Here is a 15,945-nt window from a genome sequence, read left to right on the forward strand (position 1 = left end):
AAGTCGTCGCCAGCCTGCCGGCCAGCCTGGAGCCCGATGCCCTCTACCTGGTGCGCGCCGGCGCGGGCTTCGACCTCTACGCCACCAACCACGCCGGAACCGTCGTCAGCTACCCGCTGAACCTGCCGGACCTCAGCGCCAAGCAGGATGCGCACGCCAACCTCAGCGCCCTGAGCGGGGTCACCGGCTCGGCCGGGGCGGTGTTCTACTTCACCGCCGCCGGGGCCGGGGCGCTGGCGGCGAGTAGCAGCCTCGGCCGGCAGCTGTGGAACATCATCGACGAGGCGGCTGGGCGCACCCTGCTGGGTCTGGGCACGGCGGCCACGGCCAACGCCACCACCTCGCCGACCGATACCACGCCGGGGCGGTTGTGGCGAACCAATGATTTGTTCAAGCAGGCCAACCAGCTCGACAGCAGCGCGGGCCGCGTGCTGGTGATGGGCAACAGCGGTGTCGGTCCGTTCGGCTTGGGCGACGTGGGTTATACCCTGAGCGATGTCGACCACCTGACCTTCAGCGGGTTGGGGCGCGTGGTGTCGCTGGGCACCCCGAACGCCCCGACGGTGGGGGTCGGCTACGGCATCGGGATGCCGCACGCGGCGGGCATGACCACGCTCGGCGGACAGCTGTTCCTCAACTACACCACGGACAGCGGCAACTATGTACCGTTCCCGCGCCTGTTCGCGCGCTCGAAAAGCTCTGCCGCGGCGTTCGGTAGTTGGGCAGAATTTTACAGCGACCGAAATATTCTCGGCACCGTTGGGCAGGCAAGCGGGATACCCACGGGTGCGATAATCGAACGGGGCTCCAATGCCAACGGCGCGTATGTGAAATTTGCCGACGGCACGCTGATCTGCACGCACACCGTAACCGCTAACACCGCAATAGCGACGGCTTTTTTAGGTGGTTTCAGGGGCGCAGGTCAACTGTGGGCGTACCCCGCAGGGTTTGTAGCTGCTCCGTCCTTTTCGGCAGTCCCCGTTTCCCTGAATGCGATTAGCGGGGTTGGTACTGGCGTGGGGATTAACTCAGCGACCTGGGTGGCTACGGCTGTAGATTCGCAGACTGCTGCCAACATCACTATGTCTCTGCTGGCCATTGGCCGCTGGTTCTAAGGAGTATCCATGAAGATCAACCTGAGTCCGGTACGGGCTGACCAACCCATTGCCGTGGAACGCCAGGGCGACAGCTTGATCATCGACGGGGAAGTCTTCGACTTCTCCGTGATCCCGGAAGGTGCGGTGCTGCCCGCCTCGGCCATCAGCCGCCCGCATTTCCTCGACACGGTAACTCGTGTCGACGGTGTGCTGGAGCTGACCTTGCGCCTACCGTATGGGGCGACCTGTCCCCCGGAGACCTGTTTCCCGACACCCATCGTTGACCCAGCAAACGGCCCGGTATCGCTGCCGCCGTATGACCTGCTGACGCCTGAGCTGCCCAACGAGGACCTGGAATGAATATCGACCTGAGCCAACTGATTCCCGCCGAGCAGATTCAGGCGGAAAAACTGGCCGAGACCCAACGCCAGTTCACCCTTCTGGCCCAGCAGTTGATGGATGCCGAAGCCCGCACGCGCGGTTACGACGGCATCCTCAGCCTGTGTACCTATGCCACCAGCACGGTGCCCCGGTTCCAGGCCGAGGGTCAGGCCGGAGTGGCCTGGCGCGATGCCTGCTGGACCTATGGCTATGCCGTGCTGGACGAAGTGCTGGCCGGTACGCGACCGATCCCCACGGCTGAGGAGTTCTTCGCCGGGCTGCCGGCGATGGTCTGGCCGGAGGTGGCGGCGTGATCTACCTGAAGTGGCTGCTGTTCAGTCTGCTCAACCTGCTCATGCTGCCTACCGTGCCGCTGGCCGCCCCGCTGATTGCCCTGTTCACCCGCGAGGACGTGTACAGTCGGCAGCGCTACACCTGGGGCTGGCTGTGGGGCACCTATGACAACCCGCCGCAGGGCGGCGAGGGATTTGTCGAGCAGCGCGATGCAGTGGCGGCGCCTGCGGCCACAGAGTGATCAATCCCATTCCACCACCCACCCCGCTTCGGCGGGGTTTTCATTTCTGGAGACCCGCATGCAGATCACTGAGCAGCAGCTGCTGCTGATCCTCCCGAACGCCCGCCCTGTTGCGGGCGTTTTCGTTGCTGAGCTCAACGCGGCCATGGCGCGGTACCGGATCGACTCCCGGGTGCGTACCGCCGCCTGGCTGGCCCAGATCGGGCACGAGAGCGCCCAGCTCACGCGCCTGGTGGAAAACCTGAACTACAGCGCCCAGGGCCTGGCCGCCACCTGGCCGGCGCGGTTCCGCGGTGCCGATGGCAAACCGAGCGCCCGCGCGTTGGCGCTGGCCCGAAAGCCCGAGGCGATTGCCAACGCGGTGTATGGCGGCCGCTTGGGCAACGGGCCCGAGGCGAGCGGCGACGGCTGGCGCTACCGGGGCAGGGGGTTGATCCAGACCACTGGTCGGGCCAACTACCGGGAGACGGGGCGCGCCCTGGGAGTGGACCTCGAAGGCATTCCGCAACTGCTGGAGCAGCCGCGCTACGCCGCTTTGTCGGCGGCCTGGTTCTGGGCCGAGCACGGCCTGAACGAACTGGCGGATGCCGGTAAGTTCGAGACCATCACCCGCCGGATCAACGGCGGCACCCACGGATTCGAGGAGCGCGTGCTGTTCTGGGAGCGCGCCAAGGCGGTGCTGGCATGACCTGGCTGAAGGTGGTTCCGGCCTGGTGCTGGTGGGCACTGGCGCTGCTGGTCGTCGGAGGGGGGCAGCAACTTCGGGTTGCTGGGCTACAGGGTAACCTGGCCGAAGCACAGGGCGCGGCGCGTACTTCGGGCGAGAAGCTGGCTGCCTGCCGGGAGACACGGAGCAGCCTTTTGGTCCAGGTAGGCGAACAGAACCAGGCGCTGGCCGGTCTGCGCCAAGCCGCGCTCGATCGAGAGGCGGTTGCCAGGAAACAGCTGGAGGCGGCCCGGCTGGAGGCGGAAGAAGACTACCAGGCAGCAAACCGGCTGCAGCAGGAGCGTACCGGCGGTGACGCATGCATCGCTGCGGAGACCGTGATCAATAAGGAGTTGGGGCTATGAGTCGGCTGATGCTGGGATTGTGCATTGCGCTGGCGGGGTGCGCCGGCCACCCGGCCGTCGAGCCGGAGCCGCGCATTGTGCGCCTGGAAGTGGCGGTGCCGGTACCTTGCAAGGTCGACACGGTAGCGGTGCCGACTTGGGCAGCCGCCGGCCTGAAAAAGACCGACAGCCTGGAGGTGAAGGTGAGGGCGCTGCTGGCCGAGCGCCGGCAGCGGATCGGTTATGAGAGGGAGTTGCTGGCGGCGCAGAAAGCTTGCCAGTAGCCTTGGGCTTTTGCCAAAGGAGGCGAATATGCAAAACCGGCAGGGCACTTTGAGCCGACTTCAAAGCATTGCGTCGATCACCTCCGCTATCGCGATTCCGGTTGTGATCGCGGTTGTCGGGTATTTCGTCCAGAGGCAAATTGCTGATGACGGGATACAGAAGGACTATGTCTCTATTGCCGCTGAAGTGCTCAGGGCTAATCCGAGCAAGCAAGATCCGGCGTTGAGGGAGTGGGCTGCTACGGTGCTGACCAAGTATTCACCTGTGTCGTTTTCCCCGGAGGCAAAGGACGGGCTGGCGCGCGGGCTGTACGCTTCCCCGGCGATGCCCGAGCTTCCTGCTGTGGCGAGGCAGGAGGATCTGACCACTCTTTGCGCGCCTTCGTGCGCTGATTCGTTAACTGCAGAACTCAAGGACTGGCACAGGCAGTTGGGCGCTACGCGCGAGGATGATGCCAGGGATGTGCTCTCGAAGCTGCTCAATCAGAGTACCGATCGGAACCTTGCTCTGGCGGCTGCGCTTGACCGAAGTCGAATTTCTGGACAAGCGTGCGAGCGGATTTACGACAAGGTGAGGGGAGAGGAATAAGTGCCCAGAACGGGCGGGGAATGCTGTCTAAAACTAAGTCCCCTGATCTCGGAAATACTGGCTCTTAGGGGCGCTATCTCGGCATTTCGTTTTAGACAGCTTCACCCTCAGAGCTAGGCGGGGCGGGCGTTGCAGCGTCGACTTTCGGCTACTGCTGCATTACTGGACGGGGACCGCCGGACTCTGGTGCGATCAGGTCGGCCCAGATCTGCATCATCTCCCGGCGCTGTTCCAGGTAATGCGCATGGTTGTAGATGTCGCGGATTACGCTGGTGTCGGCGTGGGCGAGCTGGCGCTCGACCCAGTCGCGGTTGTAGCCGCGGTTGTTCATCTCGGTGGAGAACATGTGGCGGAAGCCGTGCGGTGACTGCCGCCCGGTGAGTCCGCAGGCCTCCATCACATAGATGGCGTAGTTGGTCCCGATCGGTTTGGTGACGTCGCTGCGGTGGGTGAATACATAGCGGAAGCGGCCGGACAGCGGCTGCATGTCCTCCAGCAACCGCACCGCCTGGCGTGAGAGAGGTACCACATGGTCGCGCCGCATCTTCATCTTCGCCGCCGGAATCGTCCAGGTGGCCGCCTCCAGGTCCACCTCGCTCCATTCCGCGAACCGCACCTCGCCCGGGCGAGACGCGGTGTAGATCATCATCAGCGTGGCCATCCGGTTGTAGTGGCTGGTGTCGCACTCAAAGATGGCCTGCATGATCTTCGGCATCGCTTCGAAACCGAGGAACGGCCGGTGCTTGTGCTGGTTGATCTTCTCGGTGACCGCGTGCATTTCTGCTGTCGGGTCGCTCTCCATGACGCCTGTGGCGATGGCGTAGCGGAACACCTGTCCCATCCATTGCCGGGCCTTCACCGCCGAGGTGATTGACCCGCGCCCCTCAATCTTGCGGATCAGTCCGATGACATCGGAGCGCTTGATGGCGTCGATCTGCCTGTCACCGAACGCCGGCAGTACGTCCAGGTCCATGGCATTGCTGATCACCTTCAGCGTGGCCGGCGAGACGCTGCCTTTCCTGAAATCCATCCACTCCTCATAGATACGCCGGAAGGTCCGACCCTTGGCCCCTTCGCGTTCAGCCTTCTGTTCCCGTCTGGCCTCGCGCGGGTCAATCCCCTGTGCCACATCCTCGCGCGCCGCATCCCGGCGTGCCCGCGCCTCTTTCAGGCCGATCTCCGGGTAGGTACCGAGCGAGATGCGCGCCTGCTTGCCTAGCCAGGTGAAGCGGAAGTGCCAGCTTTTGACACCGCTGGGGGCGATGTACAGGGCGAGACCGAGGGCATCGGCGAGCGTGTAAGCCTTGTCCTGCGGCTTCGCCTGCCGGACGGCGGTATCCGAGAGCGCCACTAGTACATTCTCCTCGTGAGGGTGGGTCGATGTACTGAATAATGTACTGAATGGAGTACATTGGGAAGGTTCCGAGCGGTACGCTGTGATACCTGGAATCCACTCGGAAGGCTTATGGTCTGGGCTTTGCGGTATCGCGTGGGGCTTGGCGGGAGAGGTCAGTAGAGTCCTTGAAGATTTCCACTGAACAACGCTCTTGAAGTGACGGCCAAGTGACTGACCAAAGCAGGAAAGCCCTGATTCTACCAGCTCTCCGGCAGCCTGACCGAAAAGACAGGTACTGCCGGACGAGCTAATGCCTCACTTGATTCCCAGTCGCTTGGCCAGGCGCAGCAGGTTGGCGCGGTCCAGGCCCAGTTCACGGGCTGCAGCTGCCCAGTTCTGTTGTTGGCGCTCCAGGCTCGCGGTAATGAGTTGGCGCTGGTAGCGGTCCACGGCTTCACGCAGGTCGCTGACGGCTTCAAGCGCCGGTGCATTGATCGGTTCGGTAGCAGGAGTCGGCTGGTTGCTGGGCAGGGCCAGGTCATTGGCGGTCAGGGTCAGGATGCGAGGGCGTTCGGGGCAGGCTGCCAGGGCTTTCAACGCGGCGCGGCCGATCAGGTGTTCCAGTTCCCGTACGTTGCCGGGCCAATCGTAGCCGAGCAGGGCTGCCTGGGCGTCCTGGCTGAGGCGCAGGCTGCGCAGGCCAAGTCTGGCGCGATTCTCTTCGAGGAAGAAGCCCGTTAGCAGCAGCACATCACGGCCGCGTTCCCGGAGGGGCGGGACGCGCAGGGGGTAGACGCTGAGCCGGTGGTAGAGATCGGCACGGAAGCGGCCAGCACGCACTTCCTCTGCCAGATCCCGGTTGGTGGCCGCGATTACCCGTACGTTCACTCGGTGATCGCGGTCCGAACCTACCCGCTGGAGTTGCCCGCTCTGCAGTACTCGCAGCAGCTTGGCCTGGATCGCCAATGGCAGCTCGCCCACCTCATCGAGGAACAGCGTGCCTTCATCGGCCAGCTCGAACTTGCCCTTGCGATCGTTCGTCGCGCCGGAGAAGGCGCCACGCACATGCCCAAACAGTTCGCTCTCAACCAGGGTGTCGGGCAGGGCGGCGCAATTGAGGCTGATCAGCGGATGACGGGAGCGTAGCGATCGGGCATGGATGGACTGGGCGACCAGTTCCTTTCCGACGCCCGTTTCACCGCTGATCAGTACGGTGAGTTCACTCCCCCCCACCAGATTGATCTCTTCTACCAGTGCCTTATGCGCGGCGCTTTGTCCGATCATCTCCTGCGGACGGGCCTGGCCGGCGGCCTGGCGATAGACCTCCGCCAGCTGCTGTTCGTCCTGGGCGCGGCGAGTGAGGGTTTCCATGCGCTCGGCAGCTTTCACTGTCGCGGCAGCGAGGCTGGCGAAGCCTTCAAGAATGTCCAGGTCCTGCCCATCGAATCGCGATGGGTCCATGGCATCCAGCGTCAACACACCCCAGGGGCGGTCGTCCAGATAGAGGGAGCAGCCTATGCAATCGTGCACTTCCAGCTGCTCCTGGTGTCCTTCCACCAGACCATCATAGGGGTCCGGCAGGCCGCAGTCGGCCGCGAAGCGGATGACGCCGCGTTTCTCCATCAAAGCCTGCAGCCTTGGATGATCGGAAACCTTGAAGCGCCGCCCGAGCGTGTCCTGGCTGAGGCCATCCACCGCCATCGGTACCAGCTGGTCGCCATCCAGGCGAAGCAGGGCGGTCGCGTCGCATGGAAGCAGGCCGCGCAGGGCCTCCAGCAGGCGGCGGTAGCGTTCGCGCTCAGGGAGTTCGCGGGACAGATCGCTGACCAGGGGGATCAGCGTCTGCAGGAAGGGCTGAGTTGTCATTATGACTCCGGCATGTCGATATGACTCGATCACTAGTGTAGTCAAAATAACACATTAAAATGTAAGTAATTGATTTTAATAGAGTAAAGGGTTGGCACGAAATCTGGAATAGAAGATGCAGAAAGACCAAACCCATAAATCGGAGTTTTTATGCTCACCAGCCAACAACGTGCCATCGTCAAATCCACCGTACCCCTGCTGGAGACCGGGGGCGAAGCGCTGACCAGTCACTTCTACAAGATCATGCTGGGCGAATACCCCGAGGTCCGCCCGCTGTTCAACCAGGCTCACCAGGCCAGCGGTGATCAGCCGCGCGCTCTGGCAAACGGCGTACTCATGTATGCGCGCCACATCGACCAGCTCGAGGCCCTCGGCCCGCTGGTGGGCAAGATCATCAACAAGCACGTGGCGCTGCAAGTACTGCCGGAGCATTACCCGATCGTCGGTACCTGCCTGCTGCGGGCCATCCGTGAAGTGCTGGGCGCCGAAGTCGCCACCGATGAAGTCATCGAAGCCTGGGCTGCTGCCTACAACCAACTGGCCGACTTGCTGATTGGCGCTGAAGAGGAAATCTACGCCGCCAGCGCTTCTGCGAAGGGTGGCTGGCGCGGTGCTCGCTGGTTCCGCCTGGTGCGCAAGGAAGTGGAAAGCGCGGAGATCACCTCCTTCTACTTCGCTCCGGAAGATGGCGGCGAGCTGATGGACTTCACCCCGGGCCAGTACATCGGCCTGCGTCTGAACCTCGACGGCGAGGAAGTGCGCCGCAACTACTCCCTGTCGGCACTCGGCAATGGCCGCGAATACCGCATCAGCGTCAAGCGTGAGCAAGGTGGCCGTGTATCCAACTACCTGCACGACGAATTCCACGTAGGCGATCGCATCGAGCTCTTCGCTCCGGCCGGCGACTTCGTCCTTCGTCCGGGCAGCAAGCCTCTGGTGCTGATTACCGCCGGCGTCGGCATCACGCCGGCCCTGGCCATGCTGGAAGCCGCGCAGGACAGCGGTCGGCCGATCCACTTCATCCATTACGCGCGCAATGGCGCGGTCCATGCCTTCCGCGACTGGATCGACGAGAAGGTCGCTGCCATCCCGCACCTGAGCCGCTTCTTCTGCTACAGCGAGCCCCATGCGGACGACCAGCCTGATGCAAAAGGCCTGGTGAGTCGCGAGCAACTGGCCCAGTGGCTGCCCGCCGAGCGCGACCTGGATGCCTACTTCCTCGGGCCGAAAGTCTTCATGGCCCAGGTGAAGAAGCATCTGCACGAGCTTGGGGTACCCGAGCGCCAGTGCCACTACGAGTTCTTCGGGCCGGCCGCCGCCCTGGAGGCTTGACCCAGCCACCCGGCGCCAAGGTGGCGCCGGGTCTTCATGCGAGGAGTGCAAGATCATGATCCATCTGCTCGGATGCCCCCAGCGTTTGCTGCAACTCTCTCACCTGTTCCTCTGGATCGGTCTGTCTCAGCTTCTGCTGGGGATTACCGGTGCCTATTACCTTGATGTCCACCTGGGCCTGCTTACGCTGGTCGGCGCCCACGGCTTGGTCATCCTGGGGCCAACGCTGATCAAGCTGGGCTATGTGATGCGCCTGACCGCCCTGTACCAGATGCGCAAGGAAGAAAGGGAGCTGGCCTGTGCAATTGCTTGATGCGTCTCGCGAACTGGCGATACGGCCGATCTGGCGTCTGGGCTTCAGGCCCTTCTTTCTCTTCGGTACGGCCTTCGCTCTGTTGGCGGTACTGATCTGGTTGGCAGCCCTTGAGGGCAACGCCGCCTGGCAACCGGCTGGCGGTTGGCTCGCCTGGCACCGCCACGAAATGGTGTTCGGCTTCGGCGGCGCCATCATCGCCGGCTTTCTCCTGACAGCCGTGCAGAACTGGACCGGCAACCCCGGGCTGCGCGGACGATCCCTGGCGCTGCTGGCGATGCTCTGGCTGGCCGCGCGAGTAGCCTGGTTGATGGGCGCGCCCCTGATGCTGGTCATTCCCCTTGAGCTGGCCTTCTTGCCCGCAGTCGCATTCGTGATGGGGCGCAGCCTCTGGCGCGTGCGCCAGCGTGGCAACTACCCGGTGGTGGTGGTGCTGAGCTTGCTGGCGGCGGCCGATGCCCTGGTGCTCTGGGGGCTGGCCTTTGGCGACGCTGCTGTGCAGCGTCAGGGCGTGTTGGCTGCACTCTGGCTGGTAGCCGCGTTGATGGGCCTGATTGGTGGGCGGGTGATTCCGTTCTTTACCCAGCGTGGCCTTGGGCGTGTTCAGCAGGTGAAGGCCTGGCCCTGGCTGGACTGGAGCATGCTAGTGGGCGGCGTGCTGCTGGCGGCGAGCTTCGCCAGTGGCCTGGGCTTGCGGCCCAATCCCTGGCTGGCGGGACTCTGCCTGCTGCTCGGCCTGGGCAATCTGCTGCGCTTGGCGCGTTGGTATGACGCCGGCATCTGGAAAGTAACGCTGCTCTGGCCGCTGCATCTGGCGTTCGCCTGGCTTGCTCTGGCACCGCTCGGGCTTGCGGCCTGGCACCTGGGCATCCTGGCCAATCCGAGCCTGGCTCAGCACGCCCTGGGCGTCGGTGCCATGGGCGGGTTGATCCTGGCGATGATCGCCCGCGTTAGCCTGGGGCATAGCGGGCGGCCGCTGGAGCCGCCCCGTGTGATGGGTGTGGCGTTCGCGCTGATCAACCTGGGAGCTGCTGCGCGCGTGGTGTTGTTGCCGATCGCTGGAAATGCTGCGCTCTGGCTGGCTGCCGTGTGCTGGGCTGCCGCGTTTGCGCTGTTCCTGCGGCATTACGCCGTGTTGCTCTGCACCCCGAGGGTGGACGGCAGACCGGGTTGAACCGGTGCCGGCCCGGTGGACGTGCCGGTGCAGGCGCGCAGCAGATCGCGCAGGTGGTGGGCGAGATAATCCTGGAAGCGGGCGTCGTTCCAGTACTCCAGGTGACTCAGTGGCGTGTGGCGGCGGAACCAGGAACCCACTGCCATTGGCCGATCTTCATGCACTACCGCGGCGTAGCCCTGTACCGGGCGCAGCGGGTAACCCAGCAGGTCGGCCGGTGCGTAGACGTTCAGCCAGCGCGCCGAGCGGGACAGGCGCTCATCGAGGCAGTACCCGGGAAAGCGAATCGGCTGCACCGGGTCATAGGCGAAGGTGAACAGCGGGATGTTGCAGCCGAAGGTGACCATGCACACCAGGGTCTCCATGGCCAGGAAGGGATCCCGCGGGCAGCTCGGTGTGGTGTTGAGCTTCTGCTGGTCCCAAATGTAGTTGGAAATGATGTGTCCGCCGAGGGAGTGGGCCAGCATCACCAATGGGGTGTTCGGCCCCACCTTGGCACGCAAGGCGTTGAGGCCGTTGCGCACGCTCTGATGGACCTGTTCGTAGGTGGTGTCGTAGGCCTGGCTGACCTTGCGGTAACCGCTGGCGTCACCGAGGAAGAGGGTGACCATGCGGCGCATCCAGCGCCAGCGCACCGGTTCCTGTTCGAGCCTCTCCAGGTAGGCCAGCTCGCGCTTGTCCAGCACGTTGGCCCAGTACAGCGACTGGAAGGCGATGTCTACCGCCTCCGCGTCAAGGCGCTTGCGCAGGCCGCGGATCAGCCCCTGGGCGAAGGCGTGCTGACCCTCTGCATCCCTCGCGTCCTGTTGATTGCCGATGCCATGAATGATGGCAACTGCAAGCTTCATCCCTGTGCTCCCTTCGCTCCATGCGTTTCGGATCAGAGGCTCTGCAGGCGCTCTCCCAACCTGCCGCTCTCCACCAGTTCGAGGAATTCATCCCCCAGGCGCTGGCTCTCGGCCATTGCCTTGCGCCAATAGCGTTCGCGTCCGGCGTCGTCCCCGAGATAGCGCTTGAAATCCCTGCGGTCTGGCAGTTTGCCGTGGGGCAGTGTGGCCAGATACTCGCGCGACGGGGAAATCAGCAGCACGTCCTGCAAGCGTTCGGCATCGCCTTTGCGCCAGGGCAGGCTCTTGTCGAACCAGCCGGGCACCACCCTGTCCGTGAAGTGCGGATAGAGCACCACGCCACCCGGGTTGTAGGGCAGGTCCAGGTGGTAGTCGAGCAGGCCGCCGTCGCGGTAGGTGCCGGGGCCGGCGCCGGGGATGTCGCGCACGCCTTCCATGACCATGGGAATCGAGCCCGAGGCCAGCAGGGCATGACGCAGGTTGCCGGCATCCAGCGCGTAGAAGCGCGAGGGGAAGTCGGACAGCGGTGCCAGCGGCGGGGCCTGGCGGGCATCGTGGAGGATGACGCGCTCGAAGTGCTTCGCCAGGTGCGGACGGCCGAGGAGGTTGCTGCCGATCACCGACGACAGCCCGAGCCCCAGGGCGCCACGACGGTCGTGGGCGAGCAGGCCGTGGCTCTTCACCACCACCACGTTGAGGCGGTAGTGGGGGTTGGACAACACATGGGCGTCGTGGCCTTGGAGCAGGTCATCGAGCATCAGGCTGCACAGGCGGCTGACGTCCGCCATGCTCACGCCCTTCGGGAAGCGCTGGCTGGTATAGAGCTCGCCCAGGCGGCGGATGCCGTCGGCGGCGTCCGGCAGGCAGGCGCTGGCGAAGCGCCAGGAACCGATGGAGGCGCCGATCAAGGCGCGTTCACGCGGCGCCCTTGGCAGCCAGTCGCCGAACAGTACCAGATCCAGTCCCTGGATGCCCAATGCCTTGGGGCCGCCCGCCGCACCCGGCAGGATGCCGACGTCGGCCGGCTTCAGGCCCTGCCCACGAATGTGGGCGAGGGCACGGCGTCCGGCACGCAGGGTCAGGGCGGGAAATTTGATCTGGATGGCGCTCATGCGGGGCTCCTGGAGGCATGGCAGCGATTATAGTGGCGACCCCGTCAAGGCCAAGCTTCTTCAGGGTATGAATGATCCTTCCCAAGTCTTAAGGCGAATTCAGCTTCAATTAAGTCGTTCCCGGTATCTTGCTCCCATCGAAAGCACACAAGCTCCCAAGGAGATCACCCCATGAAGAAGCTCGCTGCCCTGTTCGCCGTAACTGCCCTCGCCGCCACCGCCGGTATTGCCCAGGCCCGTGACCTTGGCCCGGACGAGGCCCTGAAACTGCGTGATGCCGGTACCATCCAGTCGTTCGAGAAGCTCAATGCCGCGGCGCTGGCCAAGCACCCCGGCAGCACGATCAATGAAACCGAACTGGAAGAGGAATACGGCCGCTACATCTACCAGGTAGAGCTGCGCGACAGCCAGGGTGTGCAGTGGGATCTGGAACTTGACGCCACCAACGGCCAGGTCCTCAAGGATCACCAGGACGACTGATGCGCCGGATTCTTCGCTACAGTGGGATCGTCGCCCTGGTCCTGGCCATCTTCACCTTCGAAGCGGTGGCCAGGGACCTGGATCAGGACGAGGCCCTGAAGCTCCGTGAAGAGGGGGTCATCATGCCCCTTGACCAACTCTTGCGCAGCGCCCTGGGGCTTTACCCCGGGGCGCGGCTGCTGGAGGCCGAGCTGGAAGAGGAAGATGACGTCTACATTTACGAGGTTGAGCTGGTCACTGCCGACGGTACGGTGAGAGAACTGGAACTGGACGCCCGCGACGGGCGCATTCTGAAGGACGAGGAAGACGACTGATGCGGTTGTTGCTGGTAGAGGACCATGTACCCCTGGCCGATGAGCTGACCAGCAGCCTCGGCCGCCAAGGCTACGCCGTGGACTGGCTGGCCGACGGCCGCGACGCGTTGCACCAGGGGGCCAGCGAACCCTATGACCTGATCATCCTGGACCTTGGCCTGCCCGGTAAGCCCGGGCTCGAAGTGTTGCGGGAATGGCGTGCGGGCGGACTGGCGACGCCGGTGCTGATCCTGACCGCGCGTGGTTCCTGGGCGGAGCGCATCGATGGTCTCAAGGCCGGCGCCGACGATTACCTGACCAAACCCTTCCATCCGGAAGAACTGGCCCTGCGCATCCAGGCACTGCTGCGCCGTGCCCACGGGCTGGCGAACCAGCCGCAACTGGAAGCGGCCGGCCTGCAACTGGATGAAGGGCGCCAGTGCGTCAGCCGCAATGGCGAAGAAGTCCAGCTGACTGCCGCCGAGTTCCGCCTGCTGCGTTACTTCATGCTGCATCCCGGCCAGATCCTGTCCAAGAGCCACCTTGCTGAACATCTCTACGACGGCGAGACCGAACGGGATTCCAACGTGATCGAGGTGCACGTCAACCATCTGCGACGCAAGCTCGGTCGCGACGTCATCGAGACGCGAAGAGGGCAGGGCTACCGATTCACCGGTGAGGGCCGATGAGGTCGATCCAGCGCCAGCTCAGCCTGGGGCTGATCGGCGTCCTGCTGCTGGTGGGGCTGGTGCTGGCGCAAACCAGCCTCTGGCTGTTCGACCTGGGTTTGCGGCGCTACCTGGCCGAAGGCCTGCGCAGTGAAGCCGAGTTGCTGCTGAGTGCACTGGTGCGAGGCCCCAATGGCATCCAGCTGGACGAGAAACGCCTCAACCCCGCTCATCAGCAGCCTTATTCGGGCCGCTATTTCCTCATCAGGCTGGACGAGGAGCCCTGGCGTTCCCGTTCCCTCTGGGATGCCGAACTGCCCATGCCCGCGCAGAAGGGGCTCGCTCCGCATCTGCTGCCGGGGCCGGACGAGCAGGAGCTGCTGGCCTGGCGCGGCGACTACAAACGCTTTGGCCGCCAGGTACGCATCGTCGTTGCGCAGGACTACACCCCGATTCTGGAAAGTTTTCGCCGTGTGCAGTGGACGGGCTTTGCCCTGGGCGCGGCGGGGCTGTTGCTGATCCTCGCCCTGCAGCGCATCACCGTGCGCCGGGCGTTGCGCCCATTGGAAGACGTTCGCCAGCAGATCGCCCAGCTGCAGCAGGGCCAGCGCAGTGAGCTGGACAACCGGGTGCCTGAGGAGCTGGACCCGCTGGTTGCGCAAATTAACCACCTGCTTAGTTACACCGAAGACACCCTCAAACGCTCCCGCAATGCCCTGGGTAACCTCGGCCATGCGCTGAAAACGCCGCTGGCGGTGCTGGTCAGCCTGGCGGACCGCGAAGAGCTGCGCGACCAGCCCGAGCTGCGCGAAACCTTGCGTGAGCAACTGGCGCAGATCCAGCAGCGCCTGGGGCGTGAGCTGGGCCGCGCGCGCCTGGCTGGCGAGGCATTGCCGGGTGCCCACTTCGACTGCGCCCAGGAGCTGCCCGGCCTGTTCAACACCCTGGCGATGATCCACGACCGTGGGCTGGACCTGGATTGGGATGCGCCCGAAGGCTTGCGCCTGCCCTGGGACCGGGAAGACCTGCTGGAACTACTCGGCAACCTGCTGGACAACGCCTGCAAGTGGGCGGAAACCCAGGTCAACCTGACCATCCGAGGCGGGGAGGGCGGCTACAGCCTGACGGTGGACGACGATGGCCCGGGCATAGCCGAAGACAAACGCGAGGAAGTCATCGGCCGTGGCGCGCGACTGGATGAACAGGTGGCGGGACATGGCCTGGGACTCGGCATCGTGCGCGACATTGTCGAATCCTGGAATGGCAGCCTGAGTCTTCAACAGAGCCCGCTGGGTGGCTTGCGGGTGCGCATCGAGCTTCCGGCAACAACGCCATCGTAGGGCGCTTTTACTGGGGCGATTTCAATCGCCAAGCGGACCGAAGGTGCGCTCTTCAGCCTCGATGAGGCAGTTGCGCTGCTCTTGGCGAATGCCTCCACATGGATTTGCAGTGCTGCGTATCAGTGCAGCCAGCGGGATATGTGCTGTAGCGCAAGCAGACGTCGGGTCTCCCAGTCACCCTCGACGACTTCATAGCGCTGGCCGTTGCTCTTCAGCCAGCTGCGGCAATCCTCGAAGAAGGTCATGCGCTCTGCCAGGTCTGGCTGGCAGCGCTGGCCATCGTCCACCCATTCCACCTGTTGCGGGCTCAGCAGCAGATGCAGGTCGTAACGGCGCGCCAGCAGTTCGCGTTCCAGCCAGTCGGGGCAGTCGTCGAACAGCTTGCGGCTCCAGAGGATGTTGCTGAGCAGATGCGTATCGAGGATCAGCAGGGGAGGCGCTTCGGAACGTGCCTTGTCTTCCCACTCGAGCTGGCCACGGGCGATTGCCGGAATGTCGGCGTAGCAGGTGTCGCGCTGCTCGCGATCGATGAAATAGCGGACGTACTCGCCTACCAGCAGACCACCGAACTCGGCCTGGATCGCCGCCGCCAGCCAGCTCTTGCCGCAGGATTCCGGCCCAGTCAGCACCAGTACCTTCATGCCGTGGCTGGCTCCAGCTCACGTCGCCAGGTGCGCCAGCCCTGCACGGCCAGCAGCGTGAAGAGCCCGTAGAGCGCGGCGGTGAGATACAGCCCCTTGCTGAAAAACAGCACCACGAACAGCACGTCCACCACTATCCAGAGCAGCCAGCATTCCACGCGCTTGTGTGCCATCCAGAACTGGGCCACCAGGCTGAAGGCGGTGAGCGCGGCGTCCCACCAGGGCGCGGCGGCATCGGTCCAGCTCGCCATGGCGTAACCCAGCCCAAGGCTGCCGAGGGCGCCTGTCAGCAGGCCAAGTCCCAGTGATTGCACGCCCAGGCGACCGACCTGGCGACCAGCGTGCCGGGCGCCGCCGCGGGTCCATTGCCACCAGCCGTACAGCTGCAGGCCGGCGTAAACCAGTTGCAGGAGCATGTCCGAGTACAGCTTCACTTCGAGGAAGATCCAGCTGTACATCAGCACCATCACCAGACCGATGGGCCAGCACCAGGGGTTCTGCCTGACGGTGAGCCAGACGGCGAGCACGCCCAGGCTGGCGGCGACGAGTTCGAGAGGGGACACCTTGTCGATTCCGTGGAGGAAAGCCGCCGATTGTAACGGCTCC

General features: G+C 64.3%; 20 protein-coding genes and 1 pseudogene. 15 read left to right on the top strand and 6 right to left on the bottom strand.

Going from position 1 to position 15,945, the window contains the following annotated elements; translation table 11 throughout:
• From ACFW0B_RS23555 to ACFW0B_RS23590, 8 genes and pseudogenes are all read left to right on the top strand, one after another.
• Positions 1 to 1,115, top strand: a pseudogene (locus ACFW0B_RS23555) (hypothetical protein); the annotation flags it as partial.
• Positions 1,116 to 1,124: 9 nt separating this feature from the next.
• A complete protein-coding gene (locus ACFW0B_RS23560; RefSeq protein ID WP_449151396.1) occupies positions 1,125 to 1,457 on the top strand; it encodes a hypothetical protein in 333 nt (110 codons plus the stop codon).
• The gene (locus ACFW0B_RS23565; protein ID WP_449151397.1) at positions 1,454 to 1,792 is read left to right on the top strand and encodes a hypothetical protein; all 339 of its coding nucleotides are present in this window, start codon (positions 1,454 to 1,456) and stop codon (positions 1,790 to 1,792) included. The genes ACFW0B_RS23560 and ACFW0B_RS23565 overlap by 4 nt, the downstream gene beginning before the upstream one ends.
• Positions 1,789 to 2,013 carry a DUF7338 family protein gene (locus ACFW0B_RS23570; RefSeq protein WP_449151398.1) on the top strand — a complete coding sequence of 75 codons (225 nt, stop codon included), beginning with the start codon at positions 1,789 to 1,791 and terminating at the stop codon, positions 2,011 to 2,013. Before ACFW0B_RS23565 ends, ACFW0B_RS23570 begins: the two co-directional genes overlap by 4 nt.
• A gap of 58 nt (positions 2,014 to 2,071) precedes the next feature.
• A complete protein-coding gene (locus ACFW0B_RS23575; RefSeq protein ID WP_449151399.1) occupies positions 2,072 to 2,701 on the top strand; it encodes a glycoside hydrolase family 19 protein in 630 nt (209 codons plus the stop codon).
• A complete protein-coding gene (locus ACFW0B_RS23580) occupies positions 2,698 to 3,084 on the top strand; it encodes a hypothetical protein (RefSeq protein ID WP_449151400.1) in 387 nt (128 codons plus the stop codon). Before ACFW0B_RS23575 ends, ACFW0B_RS23580 begins: the two co-directional genes overlap by 4 nt.
• The gene (locus tag ACFW0B_RS23585) at positions 3,081 to 3,347 is read left to right on the top strand and encodes a hypothetical protein (protein WP_449151401.1); all 267 of its coding nucleotides are present in this window, start codon (positions 3,081 to 3,083) and stop codon (positions 3,345 to 3,347) included. The genes ACFW0B_RS23580 and ACFW0B_RS23585 overlap by 4 nt, the downstream gene beginning before the upstream one ends.
• A 28-nt stretch (positions 3,348 to 3,375) precedes the next feature.
• Positions 3,376 to 3,936, top strand: coding sequence for a DUF2514 family protein (locus tag ACFW0B_RS23590; RefSeq protein WP_449151402.1), 561 nt, complete (start codon positions 3,376 to 3,378; stop codon positions 3,934 to 3,936).
• Positions 3,937 to 4,084: 148 nt separating this feature from the next.
• Here the strand turns inward: ACFW0B_RS23590 and ACFW0B_RS23595 are convergent, their stop codons facing one another.
• Positions 4,085 to 5,287 (bottom strand): tyrosine-type recombinase/integrase, encoded by a 1,203-nt coding sequence (locus ACFW0B_RS23595; protein WP_449151403.1) that lies wholly within the window; start codon positions 5,285 to 5,287, stop codon positions 4,085 to 4,087.
• A gap of 300 nt (positions 5,288 to 5,587) precedes the next feature.
• The gene (gene norR, locus ACFW0B_RS23600; protein ID WP_449151404.1) at positions 5,588 to 7,138 is read right to left on the bottom strand and encodes a nitric oxide reductase transcriptional regulator NorR; all 1,551 of its coding nucleotides are present in this window, start codon (positions 7,136 to 7,138) and stop codon (positions 5,588 to 5,590) included.
• Positions 7,139 to 7,288: 150 nt separating this feature from the next.
• Between norR and hmpA the strand changes: the two genes are divergently transcribed.
• From hmpA to ACFW0B_RS23615, 3 genes are read left to right on the top strand one after another with little or no spacing between them, the layout of a single operon-like run.
• Positions 7,289 to 8,470 (top strand): NO-inducible flavohemoprotein, encoded by a 1,182-nt coding sequence (gene hmpA / locus ACFW0B_RS23605; protein ID WP_449151405.1) that lies wholly within the window; start codon positions 7,289 to 7,291, stop codon positions 8,468 to 8,470.
• 55 nt (positions 8,471 to 8,525) lie between these two features.
• The gene (locus tag ACFW0B_RS23610) at positions 8,526 to 8,783 is read left to right on the top strand and encodes a transmembrane sensor/regulator PpyR (protein ID WP_226282182.1); all 258 of its coding nucleotides are present in this window, start codon (positions 8,526 to 8,528) and stop codon (positions 8,781 to 8,783) included.
• On the top strand, positions 8,770 to 9,957 hold the full coding sequence (locus ACFW0B_RS23615) for an NnrS family protein (RefSeq protein ID WP_449151406.1): 1,188 nt from the start codon (positions 8,770 to 8,772) through the stop codon (positions 9,955 to 9,957). Before ACFW0B_RS23610 ends, ACFW0B_RS23615 begins: the two co-directional genes overlap by 14 nt.
• Here the strand turns inward: ACFW0B_RS23615 and ACFW0B_RS23620 are convergent.
• Both ACFW0B_RS23620 and ACFW0B_RS23625 read right to left on the bottom strand, forming a co-directional pair.
• The gene (locus ACFW0B_RS23620; protein ID WP_449151407.1) at positions 9,909 to 10,805 is read right to left on the bottom strand and encodes a hypothetical protein; all 897 of its coding nucleotides are present in this window, start codon (positions 10,803 to 10,805) and stop codon (positions 9,909 to 9,911) included. The genes ACFW0B_RS23615 and ACFW0B_RS23620 overlap by 49 nt on opposite strands.
• A 32-nt stretch (positions 10,806 to 10,837) precedes the next feature.
• Positions 10,838 to 11,917 (bottom strand): patatin-like phospholipase domain-containing protein, encoded by a 1,080-nt coding sequence (locus ACFW0B_RS23625; RefSeq protein ID WP_449151408.1) that lies wholly within the window; start codon positions 11,915 to 11,917, stop codon positions 10,838 to 10,840.
• A gap of 171 nt (positions 11,918 to 12,088) precedes the next feature.
• On the opposite strand from ACFW0B_RS23625, the gene ACFW0B_RS23630 reads away from it, so the two are divergent.
• The 4 genes from ACFW0B_RS23630 to ACFW0B_RS23645 are packed head-to-tail and all read left to right on the top strand — an operon-like array spanning position 12,089 to position 14,698.
• Positions 12,089 to 12,397: a PepSY domain-containing protein gene (locus ACFW0B_RS23630; protein WP_449151409.1), complete on the top strand. Its 309-nt coding sequence runs from the start codon at positions 12,089 to 12,091 to the stop codon at positions 12,395 to 12,397.
• Positions 12,397 to 12,711: a PepSY domain-containing protein gene (locus ACFW0B_RS23635; protein WP_449151410.1), complete on the top strand. Its 315-nt coding sequence runs from the start codon at positions 12,397 to 12,399 to the stop codon at positions 12,709 to 12,711. Before ACFW0B_RS23630 ends, ACFW0B_RS23635 begins: the two co-directional genes overlap by 1 nt.
• Positions 12,711 to 13,379 carry a response regulator transcription factor gene (locus ACFW0B_RS23640; RefSeq protein WP_449151411.1) on the top strand — a complete coding sequence of 223 codons (669 nt, stop codon included), beginning with the start codon at positions 12,711 to 12,713 and terminating at the stop codon, positions 13,377 to 13,379. The genes ACFW0B_RS23635 and ACFW0B_RS23640 overlap by 1 nt, the downstream gene beginning before the upstream one ends.
• Positions 13,376 to 14,698 (top strand): sensor histidine kinase, encoded by a 1,323-nt coding sequence (locus ACFW0B_RS23645; RefSeq protein WP_449151412.1) that lies wholly within the window; start codon positions 13,376 to 13,378, stop codon positions 14,696 to 14,698. The genes ACFW0B_RS23640 and ACFW0B_RS23645 overlap by 4 nt, the downstream gene beginning before the upstream one ends.
• A 119-nt stretch (positions 14,699 to 14,817) precedes the next feature.
• On the opposite strand, the gene ACFW0B_RS23650 is transcribed toward ACFW0B_RS23645, so the two are convergent.
• On the bottom strand, positions 14,818 to 15,339 hold the full coding sequence (locus ACFW0B_RS23650) for an AAA family ATPase (protein WP_449151413.1): 522 nt from the start codon (positions 15,337 to 15,339) through the stop codon (positions 14,818 to 14,820).
• Positions 15,336 to 15,902 (bottom strand): nicotinamide riboside transporter PnuC, encoded by a 567-nt coding sequence (pnuC, locus tag ACFW0B_RS23655; RefSeq protein WP_449151414.1) that lies wholly within the window; start codon positions 15,900 to 15,902, stop codon positions 15,336 to 15,338. The genes ACFW0B_RS23650 and pnuC overlap by 4 nt, the downstream gene beginning before the upstream one ends.
• Between the last annotated feature and the right edge of the window lie 43 nt (positions 15,903 to 15,945).

The organism is Metapseudomonas phytobenefica, assembly GCF_043392685.1.
Taxonomy (GTDB): domain Bacteria; phylum Pseudomonadota; class Gammaproteobacteria; order Pseudomonadales; family Pseudomonadaceae; genus Metapseudomonas.